Annotated in this window: 21 protein-coding genes; 12 read left to right on the forward strand and 9 right to left on the reverse strand. The window is 60.7% G+C overall.

Annotated elements, in window-relative coordinates; genetic code table 11:
* On the forward strand, positions 1-321 hold a 321-nt coding region (locus FVF58_RS35000), incomplete at its 5' end, for a LysR substrate-binding domain-containing protein (RefSeq protein WP_246217301.1).
* 94 nt (positions 322-415) lie between these two features.
* Here the strand turns inward: FVF58_RS35000 and FVF58_RS35005 are convergent.
* From FVF58_RS35005 to FVF58_RS35030, 6 genes are all read right to left on the reverse strand, one after another.
* A complete protein-coding gene (locus FVF58_RS35005) occupies positions 416-1,336 on the reverse strand; it encodes a LysR family transcriptional regulator (RefSeq protein WP_149674301.1) in 921 nt (306 codons plus the stop codon).
* Between the two features lie 406 nt (positions 1,337-1,742).
* Positions 1,743-3,056: an HlyD/EmrA/EmrK family protein gene (locus FVF58_RS35010; RefSeq protein ID WP_149674302.1), complete on the reverse strand. Its 1,314-nt coding sequence runs from the start codon at positions 3,054-3,056 to the stop codon at positions 1,743-1,745.
* A gap of 34 nt (positions 3,057-3,090) precedes the next feature.
* Positions 3,091-4,599: an efflux transporter outer membrane subunit gene (locus tag FVF58_RS35015; protein ID WP_149674303.1), complete on the reverse strand. Its 1,509-nt coding sequence runs from the start codon at positions 4,597-4,599 to the stop codon at positions 3,091-3,093.
* Positions 4,600-4,648: 49 nt separating this feature from the next.
* On the reverse strand, positions 4,649-5,086 hold the full coding sequence (locus tag FVF58_RS35020; protein ID WP_149674304.1) for a MarR family winged helix-turn-helix transcriptional regulator: 438 nt from the start codon (positions 5,084-5,086) through the stop codon (positions 4,649-4,651).
* A gap of 96 nt (positions 5,087-5,182) precedes the next feature.
* The gene (locus tag FVF58_RS35025) at positions 5,183-6,745 is read right to left on the reverse strand and encodes a DHA2 family efflux MFS transporter permease subunit (RefSeq protein WP_149674305.1); all 1,563 of its coding nucleotides are present in this window, start codon (positions 6,743-6,745) and stop codon (positions 5,183-5,185) included.
* An 87-nt stretch (positions 6,746-6,832) separates the two neighbouring features.
* Entirely contained in the window at positions 6,833-7,270 is a 438-nt protein-coding gene (locus FVF58_RS35030; RefSeq protein ID WP_149674306.1) for a MarR family winged helix-turn-helix transcriptional regulator, read from the reverse strand.
* A gap of 370 nt (positions 7,271-7,640) precedes the next feature.
* On the opposite strand from FVF58_RS35030, the gene FVF58_RS54905 reads away from it, so the two are divergent.
* Together FVF58_RS54905 and FVF58_RS35040 are read left to right on the forward strand one after the other, a co-directional pair.
* Positions 7,641-7,793, forward strand: a complete 153-nt coding sequence (locus FVF58_RS54905; protein WP_425468999.1) for a hypothetical protein — start codon at positions 7,641-7,643, stop codon at positions 7,791-7,793.
* A 166-nt stretch (positions 7,794-7,959) separates the two neighbouring features.
* Positions 7,960-8,163: a DUF2970 domain-containing protein gene (locus FVF58_RS35040; RefSeq protein ID WP_149674307.1), complete on the forward strand. Its 204-nt coding sequence runs from the start codon at positions 7,960-7,962 to the stop codon at positions 8,161-8,163.
* Positions 8,164-8,257: 94 nt separating this feature from the next.
* Here the strand turns inward: FVF58_RS35040 and FVF58_RS35045 are convergent, their stop codons facing one another.
* Positions 8,258-9,676: an aminotransferase-like domain-containing protein gene (locus FVF58_RS35045; RefSeq protein ID WP_149674308.1), complete on the reverse strand. Its 1,419-nt coding sequence runs from the start codon at positions 9,674-9,676 to the stop codon at positions 8,258-8,260.
* Positions 9,677-9,999: 323 nt separating this feature from the next.
* Here FVF58_RS35045 and FVF58_RS35050 point away from each other — a divergent pair, with 323 nt between their 5' ends.
* The 8 genes from FVF58_RS35050 (at position 10,000) to FVF58_RS35085 (ending at position 18,474) form a co-directional block, all read left to right on the forward strand.
* Positions 10,000-11,778 (forward strand): nitrite/sulfite reductase, encoded by a 1,779-nt coding sequence (locus tag FVF58_RS35050; RefSeq protein WP_149674309.1) that lies wholly within the window; start codon positions 10,000-10,002, stop codon positions 11,776-11,778.
* On the forward strand, positions 11,775-12,152 hold the full coding sequence (locus FVF58_RS35055; protein WP_149674310.1) for a DUF934 domain-containing protein: 378 nt from the start codon (positions 11,775-11,777) through the stop codon (positions 12,150-12,152). Before FVF58_RS35050 ends, FVF58_RS35055 begins: the two co-directional genes overlap by 4 nt.
* A 770-nt stretch (positions 12,153-12,922) precedes the next feature.
* The gene (locus FVF58_RS35060; RefSeq protein WP_149674311.1) at positions 12,923-13,702 is read left to right on the forward strand and encodes an acetoacetate decarboxylase; all 780 of its coding nucleotides are present in this window, start codon (positions 12,923-12,925) and stop codon (positions 13,700-13,702) included.
* A gap of 28 nt (positions 13,703-13,730) precedes the next feature.
* Positions 13,731-14,513, forward strand: coding sequence for a 3-hydroxybutyrate dehydrogenase (locus tag FVF58_RS35065; RefSeq protein ID WP_149674312.1), 783 nt, complete (start codon positions 13,731-13,733; stop codon positions 14,511-14,513).
* A 9-nt stretch (positions 14,514-14,522) separates the two neighbouring features.
* Complete coding sequence (locus tag FVF58_RS35070; RefSeq protein WP_149674313.1) at positions 14,523-15,776, forward strand: DUF3734 domain-containing protein; 1,254 nt, start codon at positions 14,523-14,525, stop codon at positions 15,774-15,776.
* 713 nt (positions 15,777-16,489) lie between these two features.
* Complete coding sequence (locus tag FVF58_RS35075) at positions 16,490-17,002, forward strand: CPBP family intramembrane glutamic endopeptidase (RefSeq protein WP_149674314.1); 513 nt, start codon at positions 16,490-16,492, stop codon at positions 17,000-17,002.
* Between the two features lie 151 nt (positions 17,003-17,153).
* The gene (locus FVF58_RS35080) at positions 17,154-17,516 is read left to right on the forward strand and encodes a hypothetical protein (RefSeq protein WP_149674315.1); all 363 of its coding nucleotides are present in this window, start codon (positions 17,154-17,156) and stop codon (positions 17,514-17,516) included.
* 19 nt (positions 17,517-17,535) lie between these two features.
* Positions 17,536-18,474, forward strand: coding sequence for a hypothetical protein (locus tag FVF58_RS35085; RefSeq protein ID WP_149674316.1), 939 nt, complete (start codon positions 17,536-17,538; stop codon positions 18,472-18,474).
* Between the two features lie 439 nt (positions 18,475-18,913).
* On the opposite strand, the gene FVF58_RS51710 is transcribed toward FVF58_RS35085, so the two are convergent.
* Complete coding sequence (locus FVF58_RS51710) at positions 18,914-19,057, reverse strand: hypothetical protein (RefSeq protein WP_188131014.1); 144 nt, start codon at positions 19,055-19,057, stop codon at positions 18,914-18,916.
* A 319-nt stretch (positions 19,058-19,376) separates the two neighbouring features.
* On the opposite strand from FVF58_RS51710, the gene FVF58_RS35090 reads away from it, so the two are divergent.
* Positions 19,377-19,685: a hypothetical protein gene (locus FVF58_RS35090; protein WP_149674317.1), complete on the forward strand. Its 309-nt coding sequence runs from the start codon at positions 19,377-19,379 to the stop codon at positions 19,683-19,685.
* 176 nt (positions 19,686-19,861) lie between these two features.
* On the opposite strand, the gene FVF58_RS35095 is transcribed toward FVF58_RS35090, so the two are convergent.
* Positions 19,862-20,149: a hypothetical protein gene (locus tag FVF58_RS35095; protein ID WP_149674318.1), complete on the reverse strand. Its 288-nt coding sequence runs from the start codon at positions 20,147-20,149 to the stop codon at positions 19,862-19,864.
* Positions 20,150-20,189 lie beyond the last annotated feature (40 nt).

A 20,189-nucleotide genomic window follows, 5' to 3' on the forward strand; every position in this document is an offset into this window, starting at 1 on the left:
GGACCTAATGGCCGGGAAACGGTCGAGCTTCCAAAGGCGGCCTTCGAAATGAACCTTCCCGATGCGCTCAGTGCGGCACTGCGTGAAGGCGTGGGGATTGGAGCGCTGCCGACGCCGACGGCGATGCCGGCGCTTTCTAGCGGCGCGTTGGTCCGCGTGATGCCCGAATATCGGCTGCAAAAGCTCAACGCCTACGCGCTCTATGCGTCGCGCCAGTACCTCGACGCCAAGATCAGGACGTTCGTGGATTTCTTGCGCGAGGCCGTCCCCAAGGCACTGGCGGAGGATGAAGCGGCTCTGTGTCCGTCCGCTCGACCGTAGCCCCTGGTGCTTGAGGAAGGCGCACAGTGCCGGAACCGTGACTTGAGTTCGGACGTATCAGCGTGTGGATTGAGTCGATTCGGACAACTCCGAATTAGCTCAATGCCGGCTGGACGTCTGCTGTTTCCTCAAAAAACGCTGCGGCATGCTCGACAAACGCTCTAACCTTGGCCGGCAAGAGTGTTCTCGAGTTGTATGCCAGCCGGATTTCAATCGCACCATCGACGATTTCGAAGTCGGTAAGGATCGGTACTAGCCTGCCGGAGGACAGTTCAGCCTGCGCGAGCGCTGCTGACATCGCACCGATGCCTAATCCCTCCAGTACCATTTCCCGATTGAACATTGGGCTATTCGATGCGACGTGATACGTAAGTGGGACGGTCAGATCCCCTTCGTCCAGGCGGAAGGTCAACTCTGGCTTGCGAACGGACGGTGACACGGCGACGAACGTGTGTTTGGTCAACTCGGATGGATGCCGGGGTAATGTGTGTCTTTTCAGATACTCCGGCGTGGCTACGATAGTGAGCGGTACGCGCTCGAGAAGTCGAGTGACGACGGTCTCGGTGCTCAACATGAAGGGCACGACGATGCCCAGGTCATAACCGTCCGCGACCAGATCTACCGGTCGCTCGGTGAGGGTCACATCTAGATCGACTTTGGAATACTTGCGCTTGAAGGTCGAGATCAGCGGTACGAGTCGAAACACCGTCGCCGAGGTATGGGCGACGAGTCGGAGCACACCGCCAGGCTCAACTGTCTGCATCGACGCTTCAGCTTCCAGCACCTCCAGATCGTTCAGAATGCGGGAGCTGCCCGCATAGAAGCGCTCAGCCGCCTCCGTCATCGAAATCTGCCGTGTCGTCCGATGAAACAGACGGCTGTCCAGCCGTGTCTCGAGTCCTGAAATAGCGCGTGACACGGCCGGTACGCTAATACCCAGCATGTCTGCTGCCCGCGTAAAGCTTTTAGCGTCGACGACAGAACGGAATACGCGCAAACTCTCAAGATAGTCCATATAGTCCCCTTGATGGCAGGGCATGCAACGCGCTTCGTGATGATCCATTCCACAAGGGTTGCCATCCAGCTTCGCCGGAGACAGCCGTCGTCTGGATCATACGTGCACGGTAAAGGTTGTAGAGCACGAAGGTGGCGAATGCGCGTTGCAGGTAGTCGTTTTGTGTGCCATGTATCTGGTTGAGCATAGGTGTCTGCGTTTCGAGCAGGCGCGGAGCGCCCGTCAAGCTGCCGAAAAGTCCATGAATGGAATACGTAGACGCGCTGCGGTTGCCCGATTGCGCCGGTGCTCCAGTTCGTCCTGAGCTGGCCAGCGCCCGCCCGGCCGCGTTGCGTCATGTTGCCATGCGGCTGTAAGAAGCGCGAAGGCGCCCCTGTCGCCGGGGCTGCGCTCGCACTGGATGTGCCTATCCGCGCGTCTGGTCTCCCATCGCCACCTTCGCCGCAGCCGGCTTTGCCGTCTTCACCTGTGCAGTCTTCACCTGTGCCGCCATCTCGTTCTGCTCGATGATCTTGGCGATCTCCGCATCGGCTTGTTTACCGTACTGCGCAAACACATCGGTGTGATAGGTCGTGTTTACCGCAGCGGCGAGCTGCGTGCCGGAGTCGTCGCGCGTGTCGTCGTCGACCACCATCGACAGCCCGATGCGAAGCGGATGCGCCTCCAGCTCCTTCGGGTCGAGCTGGATACGCACCGGCAGGCGCTGCACGATCTTGATCCAGTTGCCAGTCGCGTTCTGCGGCGGCAGCGTCGCGAACGCGCTGCCCGTGCCAGCCGAGAAGCCGATCACCTTTCCGTGGTACTTGACCTTCGAACCGTAGACATCCGCCGTCATCGTGACCGGCTGACCGATGCGCATCCGGCGCAGTTGCACTTCCTTGAAGTTCGCATCGACCCACACACCGTCAAGCGGCACGATCGACATCAGCGGCGTGCCCGGCGAGACGCGCTCGCCAACCTGCACCGAGCGCTGCGCGACGTAGCCCGTCACGGGCGCCGGCAGCGTATTGCGTGCGTAGTCGAGGTAGGCGTCGCGAAGCTTGGCCGCGGCGGCCTGCACGTTCGGATGCTGTTCGACCGACGTGCGGTCGGTCAGCGCGCGGTTCGATTGCGCCTGCTGGCGAGCCGCATCGAGCGCTGCCTGAGCGGCGGCCACAGCCTCGCGGGCGTGCGAAACGTCTTCCGCCGACACCGCGCCGGTATTGGCCACGTCGACACGGCGCTTCAAGTCGTCCTGCGCGCGGGCCAGGTCCGACTCGCGCTGCGCGACGTTGGCCGCGTAGTAGTCGTTGTTCACATAGAGCGTGCTCACCTGGCGCACGGCCTGGCCGAGCGCCGCCTCGGCGTTCAGCAGCGCGATCCGCGAATCGGCCGGGTCCAGCGTGACGATCGGGTCGCCCGCTTTTACGATCTGCGTGTCGTCCGAGTTGACCGCGTTAACCGTGCCGGTCACTTGCGGCGTGAGCTGTACGAGGTTGCCGTTAACGTACGCGTCGTCGGTCGACTCGTGATATTGCCCATATGTGAAGTAGTACCCGCCATACGCCGCGCCCGCGACCACGACGCCGAGGCCCAGAAGCGCGAGCCACAGCTTGCGCTTGCCTGAGGCGGCGGGCGGCGTCGCGTCCGGCGGGGTGCCGGCGGGGCGATCTTGTGCACGGTTGCTGTTCGATTGTGCCGGGTCCGCACTCGTGCGGTCAGTCGTGATGGTATCGCTCATGTCAATTCACCAGAGAGTTTGCAAACGTGCCGGTTCAACGCGCGGCGACGACGGGGTTGGAAGGCGCTGCTGAATCCGCACTGCGTGTTGCTTCGGACGACGTATCGACATACCCGCCACCAAGTGCCGATGCGAGCGCGATCTGCTGGTCGCGCCGGTCCATCAGCAGGTTGGCGACGGCCTGATCGGCCTGCAGCGCGTTCATGTCGGCGTTGAGCACGGTCAGCTGATTCGTGAGGCCGCCCTTGTACTGCGTGATGGCCAGATCGTCGGCCTCGCGCGCGGCTTGTTGCGCCGTTTGCGCATCGTCAAGCTGCACGTCGCTCGAGCGGATCTGCGCAAGTTGGGTCGCCACGCCGCTCAGGGCGCTGATCAGCGTCTGGTCGTAAGTCGCGACGGCATCGTCGAAATCGGCGTAACGGCCCTTCAATTGCGCACGCAGTTCACCTGCGTCGAAAATCGGCAGATGGATCGCCGCTCCTGCCGAACCCGTGCGGCTCGCGGCGGTGAGAAACCGGCCAAAGCCGAACGCGTCGAGGCCGATCGCGGCGCTCAGATTGATGTCCGGGTAGAACTCGGCCTTCGCTTCCTTCACTTCGTGCGTGATCGCATCGACACGCCAGCGGGCCGCGACGATGTCCGGGCGGCGGCTCACGAGATCGGCGGGCAGGTTGTCCGGCAGGCGCACCTCGTCGCCGACGCCAAGCGCAGGCCGCGCGATCTCGAGCCCGCGGTCAGGGCCTTTGCCCATGAGCGCGGCCAACTGGTAGCGGGTCGTCAGGATGCTGCCGTCGAGCGCGGCGAGCGCTGAGCGAGCGGTCGCCAGATTCGCCTGGGCCGTCTTGCGCTCGACCTGGGTATCGAGCCCGGTCGCAATGCGCCCGGCCGTAATGCGGTCGATCCGTTCGCGGCGCTCGACTTCCTGCTGTGCGATATCGCGCAGCACGTAGAGCCGCGCAAGCTGGTTATAGGTGCGGGCGAGGGCGGTCGTGAGGGTGAGCTTGACGAGTTCCGCGTCGGCCTCGCTTGCTTGCAGTTGAGAGACCGCCGCCTTCAGCGCTTCGCGATTCTTGCCCCACAGATCCAGATCGTATGAAGCGCTCAGCAGTCCGCTGTTCTGGGTTTGCCAGCTGCCCGCGTAGGGCGGCGGCACTGCCGCCGTGCCGCTGAACTGCTGGCGCGTCAGCGAGTAATCGGCGTTGACATGCGGCATCGTGCTGGCCTTCGCGGTTTCCGTATAGGCTTGCGCCCCGGCGATGCGGGCCCGCGCCTGCGCAATCGTCGGGCTGCCCTTGAGCGCCTCCTCAAGCAAGGCCTTCAGTTGCGCGTCGCCGAACTGGTCGGCCCAGTCGGCCGACGGCCAGTGGCCGCTTTCGGCCGGCAGGCTTTGCGTCGACTCGTACTGTTGCGGCTGGGCCATCTGCTGGTCGCTGTGGATGCCCGCATAGTTGACGCATGCCGAGAGGAGTGCCACGAGAATCGCCGACAGCCCCGCTTTCATCGCGCGGACACCGCTGGCCGACTTACTAATCTGCGTTTTCATTGTCTGACCTATCAGATTAATGATTAAAAAAAGAGGAGCGCCACGGCGCTCAGTCGCCAATGAACTTGTTCAGCAGACGGCGCAACTCTTCGAACTCTGCCTTCGTGAACTTCTTCAACCGCGCGTTCAACACTTCCGGCGCGATATTCGGAATCTCGGCCGCGATTTCTTCGCCCTTCTTCGTCAGCACCAGGTTGACCACCCGGCGATCGTCCAGGCTGCGCGAGCGTTCCAGCAGCCCCTTCGTTTCCAGCTTGTCCAGCATCCGCGTCATCAGTCCGGTGTCGACGGACAACATCTTCGAGAGCTCGAACGGCGTGGAGGCCAGGCCACGCTGCATCGCAAGGAAAATGCCCATCTGCGAACCGGTGATGCTTAGATCCTTGAGAGCCGTGTCCACTTCTGCCGTGATCAGGTTGCGGGCCTTGGTCAGCAAGAACCCGACGCTTTGCGGTAGCGAGAAACTTTCGGGTGTGTAGTGCTTCATGGTGGGCCTCAGGTTAAGTGACTAGAACAATAACTGCAAAGTCAGAAGAGTGCAAGAAGAATTTTTGCGATTTTTCCGGATCGGGCGGCGCGCTGCTCAGTGACCGCCCGCGCCCGCTGCGTTCTTCGCGCCGTCCTTGCTGGGTTTGGTGATCCAGATGAGCGGAATGATCACGATAAAGATCACCGCCGACAGCCAGAACACATCGTTCAGGCCGAGCATCGAAGCCTGCGCATTCAGTTGGGTTTCAAAAAAAGCCTCGGCTTTGAAGAGACTCGCATGCAGCGTCGTCTGAATACCGGCGAGCGCGTGCACATAGGCCGGGTTGTTCACGCTGGTCCGCTCGGCGAGCTGTGCATGATGCTGGATTGTGCGGTCGTTCCAGATGGTGCTCAGGAGCGACGTGCCCGCCGCACCGGCAAAGATCCGTGCGAAGTTCGACAGACCCGCGGCCGCAGGGATCTTCTCCGGCGGCAAGCCGGACAGGATGATCGCCGTGAGCGGCGTGAAGAACAGCGCCATCGGGATGCCCTGCAGCAGCGTCGGCAGAACGAGCGTGTAGGCGTCGACACCCGTCGTGTACCACGAGCGCATCAGGAACACGCCCGCAAAGCCCAGGAAGGCAAGCGTCGCCAGCACCCGCATGTCCGATTTCGGCATGATCTTGCCCATCACGGGCGCAAGAAGCACGGCGAAGATGCCGAGCGGCGCGGTCACGAGCCCCGCATCGACGGCCCGGTAGCCCAGATACTCCTGAATCCACGTCGGCAGGATCACGAGGTTGGCGAAGAAGACCGCGTACGCGACCGATATCGCGATGGTGCCGCCCAGGAAGTTGCGTCCCTTGAACAGGCGCAGATCGACAATCGGCTTGGCCTCGGTCAGCTCCCAGATCACGAAGAACAGGAACCCGACCAGCGCGACGATCGTGAGCGCCCAGATCACCGGCGAATTGAACCAGTCGAGATCCTTACCCTTGTCGAGCATGATCTGCAGCGCGCCCACCCAGACAATCAGCGACACGAGCCCCACCTTGTCGATTGGCAGCTTGCGCGACGGCGTTTCGCGCTTGCGGTAGAGCGCCCAGATCACCGCGGCGGCGAAGAGGCCGACGGGCACGTTGATGTAGAAGATCCACGACCAGTTGTAGTTGTCGGTGATCCAGCCGCCCAAAGCGGGCCCGGCGATCGGCCCGACCGTTGCGGTCATTGCCCACAGGGACAGCGCGCTTGAGCTTTTTTCCCGCGGAAACGAGGAGAGCAGGAGCGATTGCGACAATGGCACCAGCGGCCCCGCCACCACGCCCTGCACGATACGCGCCATGAGCAGCACAGGCAGGCTGGGCGCGAGGCCGCACGCCGCGGACGCCACCACGAACAGCAGGATCGCGGCCACGAAGAGTTTGACCTGCCCGATCCGCTGCGTGAGCCAGCCGGTCAGCGGAATCGATACCGCGTTGGCCGCGGCGAACAACGTGATGACCCACGTGCCTTCGTCGACCGACACGCCGAGGTCGCCGGAGAGCGTCGGGATCGCGACATTGGCGATGGACGAGTCCAGCACATTCATGAAGGTGGCGAGGGCCACAGCGAAGGTGCCCAGTGCGAACTGCCAGCCAGTCAATGGCGCCAGAGCGCTCGCGTTATTTGGCGGATTCATGTTGCGTCCTTTAAGAGGCTTGATGGCCGGCTGTTCTCACGCAGTCGCCATTTATCTGATATGTCAGATATTCGGTTAAAAAAAAGCTCATTCATCCAGCAACTTGCCGAGGAGTCTGCACAAGGTCGCAAATTCCAGGGGGGTAAAACCTGACAGGCGCCGGTTCAACACCGCCGGCATGATCTCTGCGATCCGCCCGGCAACATGCCGACCGGCTTCGGTCAACGTCAGGTCGACCACCCGCCGGTCCGGACTGTTGCGACCCCGGCGCACGAGACCTCGCCTTTCCAGGCGGTCGACCACTCGTGTGACGAATCCCGAATTGATGCCCAGCAGCCTGGACAACTCGGCCGACGAGCGCGCATCGCCCAGGGCAAGGAGCAACAACTCGCCGACGTGCGAACTACTGACGCCCGTGCCCGCAAGCGCGACGTCCATTTCCGCCGTGAGCAGGTTGCGCGCTTTGCTCAGCGCAAAGAGGATGTGCTGGACCGGCAAAAAGCTGTCTTCGCTATAGTGGCTCATGATTGACATCTCCGTTTCTGATTGAAACTATATCTGACACATCAGATATGTGCAAAGACTTTTTGAAGCGGCCGGATCGTGCCCGCGCTGGTGCTGAGTTGGCAACAGTCCGTGAGTGCGTATCGCCAAGGTCGATGTCGCGTGTTAGGCGTGGAGCGGACACTTACCTAGCCGCCTTGATTGACGCTTCTGTTAAGACACTATGACCTTCCGCGAGGCAGGAGGCTGGCGCACGAGCCAGTCATGAGCGCGGCCCGGCTGCGGTTTCGGCCGATCCTGATGACGTCGCTCGCGTTCATCGTCGGCGCCGTGCCTGTGGTGACATCGAGCGGCGCCGGCGCGGCGTCGCGCCACGAGATCGGCACCCGGCGTGATCGGCGGGATGCTGTTCGCGACGATCTTCGGGCTGCTACTCATACCGGTGTTCTATGTGGCGGTGCGTCGCCTCCTCGGCGACAGACTCGACGAGATTGCGCGCAAGCGCGTCCGTCCTGAGGGCGCCGAACCGCAGGCCGATGCCTGATCGTGGTTGGCGATAACGTGCCGAAGAACGCAGACCTACGGAATGGTGGCAGTTTCCCACTGCACCCTCAGTTCCTGCTTACCTCGAATCGGCGATAACTGCTTCTTCCAGTACCGAGCGCTATACGAGAGTATTTGCCATGAGATGGATTTCTGGGAGAGAAATCGTGGAACTTTTCCGTATGATTTGCATGGTGTTGGCCAGCTTTTTTGGGGTACGCAAACGTGCCGCTCATGAGGCGGATATGGCGAATGTCAACATGGTGCTGCTGCCGTTTGTCGCCGTCGCGCTCGCCTTGATGATTGGCTTGCTCATCTTTGGTGCCGTACATCTGATTGCCGACGTCACAAGTTCGGCGCAAGGATTCTGATTGCAAGCGCGCTCGTGCGCGCGGATGGGATAAGGCAACGCGCCGCAGAGGGCCTCGCGGCGTAGACTCGACCGTTGACGCTGCGGTGGCGACACTAGCCGTGAATAGAAGGGTCGTCGAGAATTTCGGCGAGTTCGCGAATCGCGTTTTCGAAGCGATTGTCCCAAGGATGGCCGAAATTGAGCCGGATACAGTCCTGGAACCCGTGCGTCGCTGAGAAAATCGGCCCCGGAGCGATGCTGATACCGCGCGCGCTCGCCAACGCATGAAGTTCCATTGCTTTGACAGACTGCGGAAGCTGTAGCCACAGCAGGTAGCCACCAGTCGGACGCACCCACCTAACTGGACTCGGCAGCCATCTATGGAGTGCCGTCTCCATTCGCTCGAGCTGTGACTGAAACGACGAACGCAGCGAGCGCAAGTGTTTGTCGTATCCTCCGTGCTCCAGATAGTCGGCAACGCCTGCTTGCGCGGGAATGCACGCAGAAAGTGTCGTCATCAGTTTCAGCCGTCGGACTTTGTCAGAGAATCTTCCGGCCGCCGTCCATCCGATTCGATAGCCGGGCGCGAGTGTTTTTGAAAAGGAACTGCAGTGCATGACAAGCCCCTGCGTATCGAACGCTTTGGCTGGCAGCGGACGGTCGCGGCTGAAATGAAGCTCCTGGTAGACGTCGTCTTCGATGAGCGGGACTTCGCGTCTACGCAGTAGTTCTACCAGAGCGCGCTTCTTGTCGGCTGACAAGGATGTGCCGGTCGGATTCTGGAAGTTGGGCATGAACCAGCACGCTCGAATGGGATGCTGGTCAAGCGCACTTTGTAACGCTTCCAGGTCAAGGCCGGACACCGGGTCGACAGGTATCTCCACAGCTCGAAGGTCGAGCCGCTCAATAGCCTGCAGGGCGGCGTAGAAACCCGGGGACTCCACAGCCACGAGGTCTCCAGGCCGGGTGACGGCCATCAAACAGAGATTCAACGCTTCGAGGGCACCGTTTGTAATGAGAATTTCGTTCGGCGACACGGACATGCCCGTTCCAACGTAACGAAGACTGATTTGCTGGCGGAGATGGTCGTTACCGGGCGGTAGGTCTTCCACCGTGTTCCATGGGGTGAGCGACCGTGTGCCGGCGACCAGCGACTTCAGAAGCCGCGCAGTTGGAAAGAGCTGTGGCGAGGGGAACGCTGAACCCAACGGCACAATGTCCGCATGCCGGGCTGATTCGAGCACGGAGAACACCAGGTCGCTGATGTCTACCTTCCTTGGTTCAGTTGCAAGTCCTTCTCCCCGAACCGTCTCGTTCACGGTGGCGCCCTTCGTGACGAAATACCCAGCACGCTCCTCGGCGCGCACGAGACCCCACTGCTCAAGGAGCGAGTAGGCGCGAAATACCGTCGACTGGCTCACGCCGTACTGCGCGATCAGGTGGCGAAGTGACGGAAGCCTGGCTCCGGCGGGAAGAAGGCCTTCCCGGATTTGCGTTGCCAGATTGTTCGCAATAGTCTCGTAGCGATTCATTGATTGCCCTTACCGTGTTCTTCGGTAACCGAACTTGCAGCGCACGCTTTCTCGCATGATTCCCGGCGTGTCTGCAGAGAAATTGTGCCGCAATACTATAGTCTCCGTCATTGAGCCAAGGACGACTGCGGTGGGGCTATAAGCGATTGTGCGGACGCCACCAGCTTAGCTCGCCTGCTACGCAAACATCGGTGGCATCTGCTGCTTTTCGCCGGACGGCGAGGGGCCTATCGTGGGTGCTCGTGCCTTTCGGATGGTTGCCTCCAACATCCGTCGCCCTCAACTACGTCGCGTAATACTGCGACGCGAGACGCTCCCTACCCATGTATCAGTACAACGATTTCGACACAGCATTTGTCAAGAGCCGTGCGGCGCAGTTTCGGGACCAGCTGGACCGCTGGCAAAGCGGTCGGCTGAGTGAAGACGACTTTCGTCCGCTGCGCCTGCAGAACGGCTGGTATGTACAGCGCCACGCGCCAATGTTGCGCGTCGCAGTGCCATATGGCGAATTGTCGAGCGCCCAGCTCCGCGTCTTGGCCCGCATCGCCCGAGAGTTCGACGCACCAGAGCCTGAGGTCTATCTAAAGGCTGCTGACGCCCAACGCAGGCTGGGTACGACCCATCTACCGACAAATTCAGCGCACTTCACGACACGAACCAACGTGCAGTTCAACTGGATTCCCTTGAGCAAGGCCGCTGATGTGATGGACCTTCTGGCGTCCGTCGACATGCATGGCATTCAAACTAGCGGTAACTGCATCCGCAACATCTCTTGCGACGAGCGCGCAGGTGTCGCCCCTGACGAAATCGCCGACCCGCGGCCTTTCGCCGAACTCATGCGGCAATGGACGACCTTGCACCCCGAGTTCGCATTCCTGCCGCGAAAATTCAAGATTGCGGTAACAGGCGCCGCAGAGGACCGCGCCGCGACCGACTGGCATGATGTCGGCCTCCGGCTCTTGCGCAATGAACTGGGCGAACTGGGTTTTCGTATAACAGTCGGCGGAGGCATGGGGCGTACGCCGATGGTCGGCTCCGTGCTTCGTGAGTTTTTGCCCTGGAATCACATCATGAACTACATCGAAGCGGTCGTGCGCGTGTACAACCGCTACGGAAGGCGGGACAACAAGTACAAGGCGCGCATCAAGATTCTGGTTAAGGCCGAGGGGCAGCGCTACATCGACGATGTTGAAGACGAGTTTCGAGAAATCGTCGAGCACGATGGGGGGCCGCATACGATTCCACCGGAGGAACTTGCCCGCGTGACCGCCTCGTTCGTGGCACCAGCGGTGACTCGTAGCGAGTCAAAGCACGCTGCGAGGCAGGATGCGCCCACTGATAATCCGATTTTCATGCGATGGATGCAGCGAAACGTGGCTCTTCACAAGGACCCGGCACTACGCATCGTCACGCTGTCATTCAAGCGTCTTGGGCAAGCACCCGGAGATGCGTCAGCCGGGCAGTTGGAGAGGCTTGCCGACCTGGCGGACCGCTTTTCAGCGGGCGAGGCACGCGTGACGCACACTCAAAATGTCGTCCTTCCATGGGTGGCTTCAGACAACCTCTTTGCCTTGTGGGAGGGCGCTCGTCAGCTGGGTCTGGCCAGTACGAACGTCGGATTGTTGACCGACATCATCGCGTGTCCCGGAGGGGATTTTTGTGCGCTGGCGAACGCGCGTTCAATCCCAATCGCCCAGGCACTTGCCGAGCGCTATCAGGATATTGACGAACTCGATGACATTGGTGAAATAGACGTCCATATCAGCGGCTGCATCAACTCGTGCGGCCATCACCACAGCGGGCACATCGGAGTGCTGGGCGTCGACAAGGACGGGAAGGAGTGTTATCAGATTACGCTGGGAGGGGCTGACGGGACCGCTGCGAGTGGCGCCGCGCAACCCGGAAAGGTGATTGGTCCTTCGTTCTCTGCTGCTGAGCTGCCAGATGTCGTCGCAGCCATTCTCGAAAAGTACCGCGAATTGCGCGAATACCGAGAACAAGGGCGATACGAACGTTTCATTGAAACTTTGCGTCGGACCGGCCTTGACCCGTTCAAAGCGGCGGCTAGCAGCGCGAGAGCAGAGCAGGAGGTGCGCGCATGAACAACGTCCCCGAATTGAATGTCATTGCATGGTCCGCAGCTCAGGGCGATGAACCGCCCAATGTCCTCAGGCTCGCCAATGATGCAGACCCGATGGCGTTGGCAGACGGCCTCGCCGGCATCGGGCGAATCGAGTTGCATTTTCCGCATTTCACCGATGGCCGTGCATATAGTCAGGCCTATCTTCTTCGCCGCAGACTGGGTTTTGAGGGGGATTTGCGCGCAATCGGTGACGTGCAGATTGACCAACTTCTGCAGATGGCGCGAACCGGGTTCTCAAGTGCCGTACTCAACGAAGGTCTCGACCCGGCAGACGCAGCCCGCCACTTGGTGCGGTACTCAGGGTTCTATCAACGGGACTTGATCGGAACATAGACGCGCAATCTGGTTAAGGCCATTCAAAAGCTCGACTAGGCGCAGCCCTAGCGTGGATAACTATCTGCCTCCCGTGGGACGAAGGTTTGCGCCGGGCCGGTCGCAAAAAATTGAATTGCTCCGACGGTGTCTATTCCAGCGGCGCAATTTGCCGTGGGTAACTGCCTGTCCTCGCGATAAAGATCGGCCTTGTGGTTCGCTGGCCCGTGGAAGAGCTCGAATTCGACGACGCCATGCGTCGTGCGGACAATGCGCTGTACCAGTCGCTGACGCAATACCGGAAGCGACGCAGTCTGGTTTGACCAACTGGACATCAACGGACAAAGGTATCCCTTCCATCGAACGTTCAGCCAAGTTTGTGAATCACGGTGCCGTGGTTGTCACTGGGGTATAAGACAAACCCTGCCATAGACGAACGCATGCTTCCTGCTCGGGCGTATCGTGATCTCCAAGAAGACCCTGACCCAAAACGACGATTTTTACACGGGCCTAACGACCGTCATCCGAGATGGGAAAAGACTGCCAGCCAGTCGATTCGTGCCGCCTGGCTCCGGATGAAACACGCACGTTGAGAAACCATTCTGCCGAAATTGCCATGATTTTACTGGCAAAGCCAGTTTCGCGTCCGACAGTGTGAATCATCCGGAGGTTCGAGCCGCAGCGTTGCAGTTTGGTTAACGGTTTGTTGACAAATGTGGACTCCTGTTGTGTAAGCATTGCCTCTACCATTGCACCGGCGCTGCATGCGCTGCTAGTCATAAAGGAGTCTCATGAACCTCGCTTCGATCCGCAAAGACGCCTTTGCGATGCCCGTTCACAATCCCGCTTATCCCCGGCCGCCGTACCGCTTCATCAATCGCGAATACTTCATTATTTCGTACGAGACCGATTTCGATGCGCTGCGCGCTATCGTCCCGGAGCCGCTGCATCCCGAAAACGACCTCGTGCATTACGAATTCATTCGTATGCCGGACTCGTCGGGCTTCGGTAATTACACCGAAAGCGGTCAGGTCATCTCGGTGCGCGACCAGCAAGGGCGCCTCGGCAATTACACGCATTCGATGTACCTCGATGACGAGGGCCCGATCGCCGGTGGTCGTGAAATCTGGGGTTTTCCGAAGAAGCTGGCCAAGCCGACCTTGAGCGTCGACGGTAACGACACGCTGCTCGGCACGCTCGACTACGGCACGCAACGTGTCGCAACCGGCACGATGGGCTTCAAGCACGTGCCGCTCGACATCGAGGCCGAACGCAAGAAGCTCGCGGACACACCCAACTACCTGTTGAAAGTGATCCCGCACGTTGACGGCTCGCCGCGCGTGTGCGAACTCGTGCGCTTCTATTTGCGTGACGTGAGCGTTCATGGCGCGTGGTCGGGTCCCGCTGCGCTCGAACTGCATCCGCACGCGTTGGCACCGGTCGCCGATCTGCCGGTGAAGCGGGTGGTCGGTGCGCGGCACGTAATTGCCAATCTCACGCTGGATATCGGCGAGGTTGCGCTCGATTATCTGGCCACGATCGAGAGCATGAAGCTCGCGGTCAATCAATAACGATCCGTGAACCGATAAGGAAGACAACATGTCGTTGAACCAAAAAGTCGCGCTGGTGACCGGCGCAGCAAGCGGTATTGGTGAGCAGTGTGCTCGCAAACTCGCCAGTCTCGGCGCCGCGGTGGTAATCGCCGACCTGAATCTCGAGAACGCGCAGAAGGTGGCCAGCAGCATTATTGCGGCAGGTGGCAAGGCGCTTGCCATTGCAATGGATGTCACCAACGAAGAAGCGGTCAACAGCGGCATTGAACGCGCGGTGCAGGAGTTGGGCAGCCTCGACGTGCTCGTGTCGAATGCAGGTATCCAGATCGTCGCTCCCATTGAGGAGTATGCGTTTTCCGACTGGAAGAAGATGCTGGCGATCCATCTGGACGGCGCCTTTCTCACCACGAAGGCGGCGATCAAACACATGTACGCCGGCGGCAAGGGCGGCTCGATCGTCTACATGGGGTCGGTGCATTCGCATGAGGCGTCGAAACTGAAGTCCGCCTATGTGACGGCCAAGCATGGTCTGCTGGGACTGGCCCGGGTGGTCGCGAAAGAAGGCGGCCCCCGCGGCGTGCGGGCGAACGTGGTGTGTCCGGGCTTTGTGCGCACACCGCTCGTCGACAAGCAGATTCCCGAGCAGGCCAAGGCGCTCGGCATCTCCGAAGACGAAGTCGTCAAGAACGTGATGCTCAAGGAAACCGTGGATGGCGAATTCACCACGGTCGATGACGTTGCCAACACGGTTGCGTTCCTGGCGGGCTTTGAATCGTCTGCGCTGACTGGGCAGTCGGTGATCGTCAGCCACGGCTGGTCAATGCAATAAGGGGCACGTATGCGCAGCAGCACGAAAAAAACTAACCGGCAGCCGGATACATTCGTGCTGCCGCGCTACGACGAAATTGCTTTGGTGCTTCAGGGCGGTGGCGCACTAGGGTCTTACCAGGCCGGCGTCTACGAAGGCCTGGCCGAGGCCGGTGTACAACCGAACTGGATCGCCGGTGTTTCGATCGGCGCATTGAACACCGCGGTCATTGCCGGTAATGCACCGGAGAACCGCGTGGAAGCATTACGCGGATTCTGGAATTCGATCTGCCGTCCGCTCGACTGGCTCGGTGGCTTGGGCGCCTGGACATTGCCTGGACTCGGGTTGGACGACGTGTCGCGCAAATGGAGCAGTATGTGGGCGGCCGGGCGTGCGTTGACTGAGGGCCAGGCAGGCTTTTTCTCTCCGCGGGTTCCATTGCCAATGGCGGGTTTCGGCAAGCAAAACCCCAACGTGGTCAGCTATTACGACACGGCCGCGCTGAGGGAGACGCTGTTGAAGTTCGCCGATTTCGACCGTATCAACGACGGCGACATCCGCGTTTCGGTGGGCGCTGTGAACGTGCGAACCGGCAACCTGATGTACTTTGACAACACGAAGATGCGTCTGGAGCCAGAGCATTTCATGGCGTCAGGGGCGTTGCCGCCAGGTTTTCCGGCGGTCGAGATTGACGGCGAGTACTACTGGGACGGCGGCCTGGTTTCCAACACGCCGCTGACCGAGGTGCTGCGCGATGCGGACCACAAGGATACACTGGTTTTTCAGGTGGATTTGTGGAGCGCAAGAGGCAATCCGCCTGGGGACTTCCTCGACGTGTCTGAGCGTGCCAAAGACATTCAGTACTCGAGCCGTACGCGGGCGATTACGAGCATGCTGGCGGATCGTCAGAAGCATGCACGTTTCATCAAGGAGTTGCTCGCGCATGTTCCGCCCGATCTGCGCAAAACGGATCCGCTATTCCGTCTCGCTGAAGAAGCGGCCGACGGCAGCGCGATCAATGTGGTGCACCTCATCTACAAGAACAAGCCGTACGAGGGGCATTACAAAGACTATGAGTTCAGCATCGACACGATGCGCGAGCACTGGGAAAGCGGTCTCGACGACATTCGCGATTCGTTTGGCCATCGGGAGTGGTTCGATGTGCCGAGCCGCGAAAAGGGTTTCGTGACGCACGACGTGCATCGCCGGCCTGGCTCGGTGCCGCAGTCCGATCGTGAATTGCCCGAATTGCCCATCGGCGTGGAACGGAAAGTCGCAGCGTGAACCGGTGCGTAGCGGGCGCGGACGGTCAGAATGGTGTGGCGTATCTCGCCAAGCCCTGAAGTCGTAAGCTGGTTGTGTACGGTAGATCGTCCAGGCGGCTTCATCCTCTCCAGGGATGTAGCGGCTCCAGTCGGCTACACCCGCTTGATTTCCCCAGCCGCGTCATGTGAAACGGGAACAGTCGAAGAAACAGAACTGCCCCGCCTGTCATGCACGCATCACTGCGACCCACGAGGCTGCGCCACACTGCGAAATCAGTGCGAACGCGTGCTCCGGCACCGAGGTTGTGGAGTAATTCTGGATGTTGTCCGCGTTAACTCCGATGCTGTCGATCTCCCTTGTCGCGATGGGCGATCCTCTCTAGCATGCTTCCTGTCGGAGCCGTTTGGACGAACGTCGTTGGCAATCGCGATATTCCTCCGCCCGATGCGCACGGCAACTGTTGGTGTTCACAATTTGCGCCAACCACTCTGCGAAAAAGAGACGTGAGGAGGCGCGCGATCGCACTGTCGAGATGTCGATCGCGCGCGGACGGCACGTACGACAGGATCGCAAAGAAGTATTTCGACTTCGACGTCTATGGCCAGTGAAATATGGCCCGGCGCACGACATCGAGCGGTAGGCCGCGCTATCGTCGTTGACCGGAGAGTCGTTGATCCTCGACATCCGCAGGCAGGTCGTGAGCGGTCCATAACGAAAACAGGCGAGAGACGATGCGATCTGCCGACACAGACCTGCCGGGCTCTTTGGAAGCCAGCCTATGGCGCCTCGGTCTGAGTACACCTTGGTGGCTCACGATTCCTCTCGCGTTGCTGGCGACCGAGCTATTGCCATTGCCGTTCGACTACGCCGCCGACTTTTTCTTTCCGCATCAGTTCTCCGGTGGCCCGAACATCAGGTCGCACGGCATCGTCTATGCACTGATCGTGGCTTGCCTGATCGCGCCGCTCGTCGAGACGGCGTTCAATCAATGGGGGTGCATCACGTTGCTGCGAAAAAAACTGGGTGCGGGCCATGGGGTGGCGGTGGTCGTGTCGGCGGCCCTGTTTGCGGCGATGCATTTCTATAGCTGGAAATATGTCATCACCACGTTTCCCGTTGGCCTCGTACTGGGTTACGTGTTCGTTGTCGAACAGATGCGGCGAGAGCGCGCCTTCGCGATTGTCGCTGCAATCCATGCGTTACGAAATGCCATTTCCGTCGCACTGATTTTTGGCTTGCAGTGAAAACTATGTTGCGATGTCGGCAGGGCGGCGCGCACGGCATCGGCACTATTCACGCGATTTCTCCAGACGAGTTAACGGATCATAAATATCTCGGTATTTATGATCCAAATAATGGCAAAATACCACTCGTCAAGTTTCTGGAGACTCCTACATGGCGGATACGTTCGAACTGGTCGCGCTTGCGCTGCCGGCGGATGTCGCGCCCGAGACGCTGCCGGCAGCGGTAAAGCGACTTGTGGCCGATTGCTGGCCGGGCATGAGCCGGGGCCAACTCGTTGCGCGGGCCCGGCGCCACGCGCTACAGCCCTCCCTTCGTGCACACGGCCCGAGCGCTCCCGGTGAAACCGGGCTCTTCAGCCTGACGCTGACCGCCGCGGGCGGGGTGGTGCGGCTCATTGCGCATCTGCGCCGCGTCGCGAGGCGCCGTGCCTCCGCTCGCGCAACGGTCTCCGCGAAAACGTCGAAGCTCTCGCGGCCGCCTTTGCGCGATCCGCGCCAGGCGTCGCTGTTCTGAAGGCTTGGAGGAGTAGACCATGGGCAGGCCGCGCATTGAATGGACCGACACACAGTTGCGACAGATCCTGGCGGCGCTGCCTCGGCTCAACCGTGACACGCAACAGGACAACGCGCGCTTCCTGGACGGCGTGATCGCAGTGGTGCGCGTGGCGACCGGTCGCCTCTATGGTGCGACAACGTATAGCAAGCTGCTGCAGCACGTCGCGCCGCAAGCTGGGATCGAACGCAGACCCAGTTCGTCGACCGTGCAGGCCGCGGTGTTGCGCGCGCAGTCGTTGGCGGCGGCCCAGCCGGGTGCCGGCCCCAGTGCGGCCGAGGGGGCGAAGTGGGCCGGGGCGACTCGCGGCAGCCGCGACCGCAACGGCGCGACGGTGACCCGTGCGGGTAGGTCTGCGGCGAACAGGGCACGCGAGAGGGCGGATGCCGGCGTCACTGTCGATACGCTGCAGTCCGCGCTGGTTCCCGCGATTCGCGATGTGCTTACGCCATTGCTCGGGCAACTCCAAATCGCGTCGGCGCAGGGGTGTGCGCCCACTCGGCGCGACGACGCGCTGCAACTGCGATTGACCGAAGCGGCGTTGGCGGATGCGCATGCGCGCATCCAGCGTCTCGAGGAAGAGGCTGCTCACCTGCGGTGCGAGTTGGGCCGGGCCGAGGCCGCTCGCGATCTGGCGGGCAAACACGTGAATGCGATGCTCGAAGGACTGCACGACACGATCATCGGGTCAGGCAATAGCGCCGCCATGCTGACGCAGGCGGTGAGACGGCTCGACGGGACCGGGCGATTTCTCAAGACGCAGAATGAAGCGATCCACCGGCAGGCCACGCGTGAGGCTGCGGCGCTGCGCGAGCAGAACCGGAAGCTGTCGGAGCGCATCGACCGCCTGGTGCTCGACAACAACCACTATCGGCAGGTGCTGGCGGCGCAGCCGGGGCTTCGGCGCGCGGGAGCGTGATGTACTCGCGACGGCTGACTGGCGCAGTGGTGGAAATTTTTTGCCGATTGCGATGGCTGGCGATCGCGCAACGCTCATCTAGTTGAGCACGTCGGCCAGCTTCCACACCGGACACGGACGGCGGCACAGTCCGTCGAACCCATAGCCTTTATAGCGCCAGCCGGAGATTCCAATTCGTATCTCGCCCATAATTCATTTGTCAGATGAAATGAGTGGTCTGGCGCTTCGCATCTGGATATGTTCAGAGGACGCAGAGGCGGTCTGTCGCTGAATGGACCTGCGTTATGTTTGCGCGTGACGTTCGCGTGGATATTCAGCAACAGACGTTCCAACTGATCTTCACATCGCTCCTCGAAGGGCGCGGCGGTCGCTGCACTGCGGGATTCGCTGCCGCTTTTCCGGAGAACCGGCACCAAGAATCGAAGCCGCGTTGTGAAGGCTATGTTTTGGCTGTTGCAGACATGCTCGCGTCACCGTCCGTGAAAACGAGCGACGTCTTCATCGAGCAGGGCAGGTTGTTCAAGGCGGCCACCACTTTTTGCAGGGCGTCGAGCGACACGCCGTCAACCTGCACGGTCAACATTTCGATTGACTCCGAGGGTTTGACCTGGACTCGCAACGTCGTGATACGCGCACCGCAACTGCGTAGGCCCTTCCACACCGCTACCACGTGCAGCGCTCCGGGACCAGCCGTTACAGTGAGATGGTACGTTGTCATGAGAGCGAGTTCGCAACTCCGCTTAGGATGTCAGGAGAGGGTCATTCATGCAGAGCGTAGCGCAATGCTGTGACGTTTTAAAGCATCTGCGCAAGTCCGGCGATAGTCTTTTTCGGACACCCTGAAGCGTCCGTAGATCTATGGCAGTGCTAGGATTGAAAGACACTCAGAGGAAGGAGGCGATATGGCAACATTTGCTATCGACGCCGTGCGTATCGATCCGCAGGACGGAAAAATTTCCCACGTGCGCCTTGGCTCCGTCGATCCCGCCACGCGCACCTGGCAGACCCCTGCCACGATCGTGGAAGTCGGCGAGGTCGTCGACATCATGCGGCGCGGCGACGACGTGTGGTCCTTGTTCACGCTAGGCGGCACGCGTTTCCTTGGGCCCAAGATTCGCCCGGTTCCGCATACCGATGGGCGCGACGGAATTGATACAGACGTTCCGGATGGACACATCGAAAAATGTATCGACGACCTGCCGCGGCTCTGAAACGCGAGCCAACGCGCGCCACGCCCTCGGGCGTGGCGAGGCCGTTGAATCAATGCGTGTGACAGTCGCCGCTATCCGATGCTCTGCACGCCCCTGTGGGTGTCTTTCACGCGCGTGCCAGCGGACTTATCGTGCAGCGCGGCAAATGACCGCCAACCCTTCGCTCCAGAAGAGCCCTAGCAAAGAATGGTGCTCGTCACCCAAGGCATGTTGTTAAACCGCGTGACGATCAAATCCAGCGCTTCTCGTGGAGTCGGGCGCAGCGCTATCGTGACCTGCTCAAAACCGTCTTCCGGAAGCGTCGTAATTTTCACTTTCTCGATGTTGCGGGAAAAAGGCAGGAGCACCTGCCAGATAGCCGCAATGCGCATCCCTTGAATACGCGCCCGCACAATGAGCCGATGATCGTTCGCTGAATGCATCGATGGCAAGTCAACCCCCGTTTCGAACGGTCCGCTATTCATACCACTCCTCCTGTTTTTTTGACTGACGCACGCGCCAAGC

This window comes from Paraburkholderia panacisoli (assembly GCF_008369935.1).
Lineage (GTDB): Bacteria > Pseudomonadota > Gammaproteobacteria > Burkholderiales > Burkholderiaceae > Paraburkholderia > Paraburkholderia panacisoli.

Excerpts from the sequence above, each read along its gene's own strand:
- FVF58_RS35005 (WP_149674301.1), bottom strand. The coding sequence starts at position 1,336 with ATGGACTATCTTGAGAGTTTGCGCGTATTCCGTTCTGTCGTCGACGCT.
- FVF58_RS35010 (WP_149674302.1), bottom strand. The coding sequence starts at position 3,056 with ATGAGCGATACCATCACGACTGACCGCACGAGTGCGGACCCGGCACAA.
- FVF58_RS35015 (WP_149674303.1), bottom strand. The coding sequence starts at position 4,599 with ATGAAAACGCAGATTAGTAAGTCGGCCAGCGGTGTCCGCGCGATGAAA.
- FVF58_RS35020 (WP_149674304.1), bottom strand. The coding sequence starts at position 5,086 with ATGAAGCACTACACACCCGAAAGTTTCTCGCTACCGCAAAGCGTCGGG.
- FVF58_RS35025 (WP_149674305.1), bottom strand. The coding sequence starts at position 6,745 with ATGAATCCGCCAAATAACGCGAGCGCTCTGGCGCCATTGACTGGCTGG.
- FVF58_RS35030 (WP_149674306.1), bottom strand. The coding sequence starts at position 7,270 with ATGAGCCACTATAGCGAAGACAGCTTTTTGCCGGTCCAGCACATCCTC.
- FVF58_RS35045 (WP_149674308.1), bottom strand. The coding sequence starts at position 9,676 with ATGAATCGCTACGAGACTATTGCGAACAATCTGGCAACGCAAATCCGG.
- FVF58_RS35050 (WP_149674309.1), top strand. The coding sequence starts at position 10,000 with ATGTATCAGTACAACGATTTCGACACAGCATTTGTCAAGAGCCGTGCG.
- FVF58_RS35055 (WP_149674310.1), top strand. The coding sequence starts at position 11,775 with ATGAACAACGTCCCCGAATTGAATGTCATTGCATGGTCCGCAGCTCAG.
- FVF58_RS35060 (WP_149674311.1), top strand. The coding sequence starts at position 12,923 with ATGAACCTCGCTTCGATCCGCAAAGACGCCTTTGCGATGCCCGTTCAC.
- FVF58_RS35065 (WP_149674312.1), top strand. The coding sequence starts at position 13,731 with ATGTCGTTGAACCAAAAAGTCGCGCTGGTGACCGGCGCAGCAAGCGGT.
- FVF58_RS35070 (WP_149674313.1), top strand. The coding sequence starts at position 14,523 with ATGCGCAGCAGCACGAAAAAAACTAACCGGCAGCCGGATACATTCGTG.
- FVF58_RS35075 (WP_149674314.1), top strand. The coding sequence starts at position 16,490 with ATGCGATCTGCCGACACAGACCTGCCGGGCTCTTTGGAAGCCAGCCTA.
- FVF58_RS35080 (WP_149674315.1), top strand. The coding sequence starts at position 17,154 with ATGGCGGATACGTTCGAACTGGTCGCGCTTGCGCTGCCGGCGGATGTC.
- FVF58_RS35085 (WP_149674316.1), top strand. The coding sequence starts at position 17,536 with ATGGGCAGGCCGCGCATTGAATGGACCGACACACAGTTGCGACAGATC.
- FVF58_RS51710 (WP_188131014.1), bottom strand. The coding sequence starts at position 19,057 with ATGTTGACCGTGCAGGTTGACGGCGTGTCGCTCGACGCCCTGCAAAAA.
- FVF58_RS35090 (WP_149674317.1), top strand. The coding sequence starts at position 19,377 with ATGGCAACATTTGCTATCGACGCCGTGCGTATCGATCCGCAGGACGGA.
- FVF58_RS35095 (WP_149674318.1), bottom strand. The coding sequence starts at position 20,149 with ATGAATAGCGGACCGTTCGAAACGGGGGTTGACTTGCCATCGATGCAT.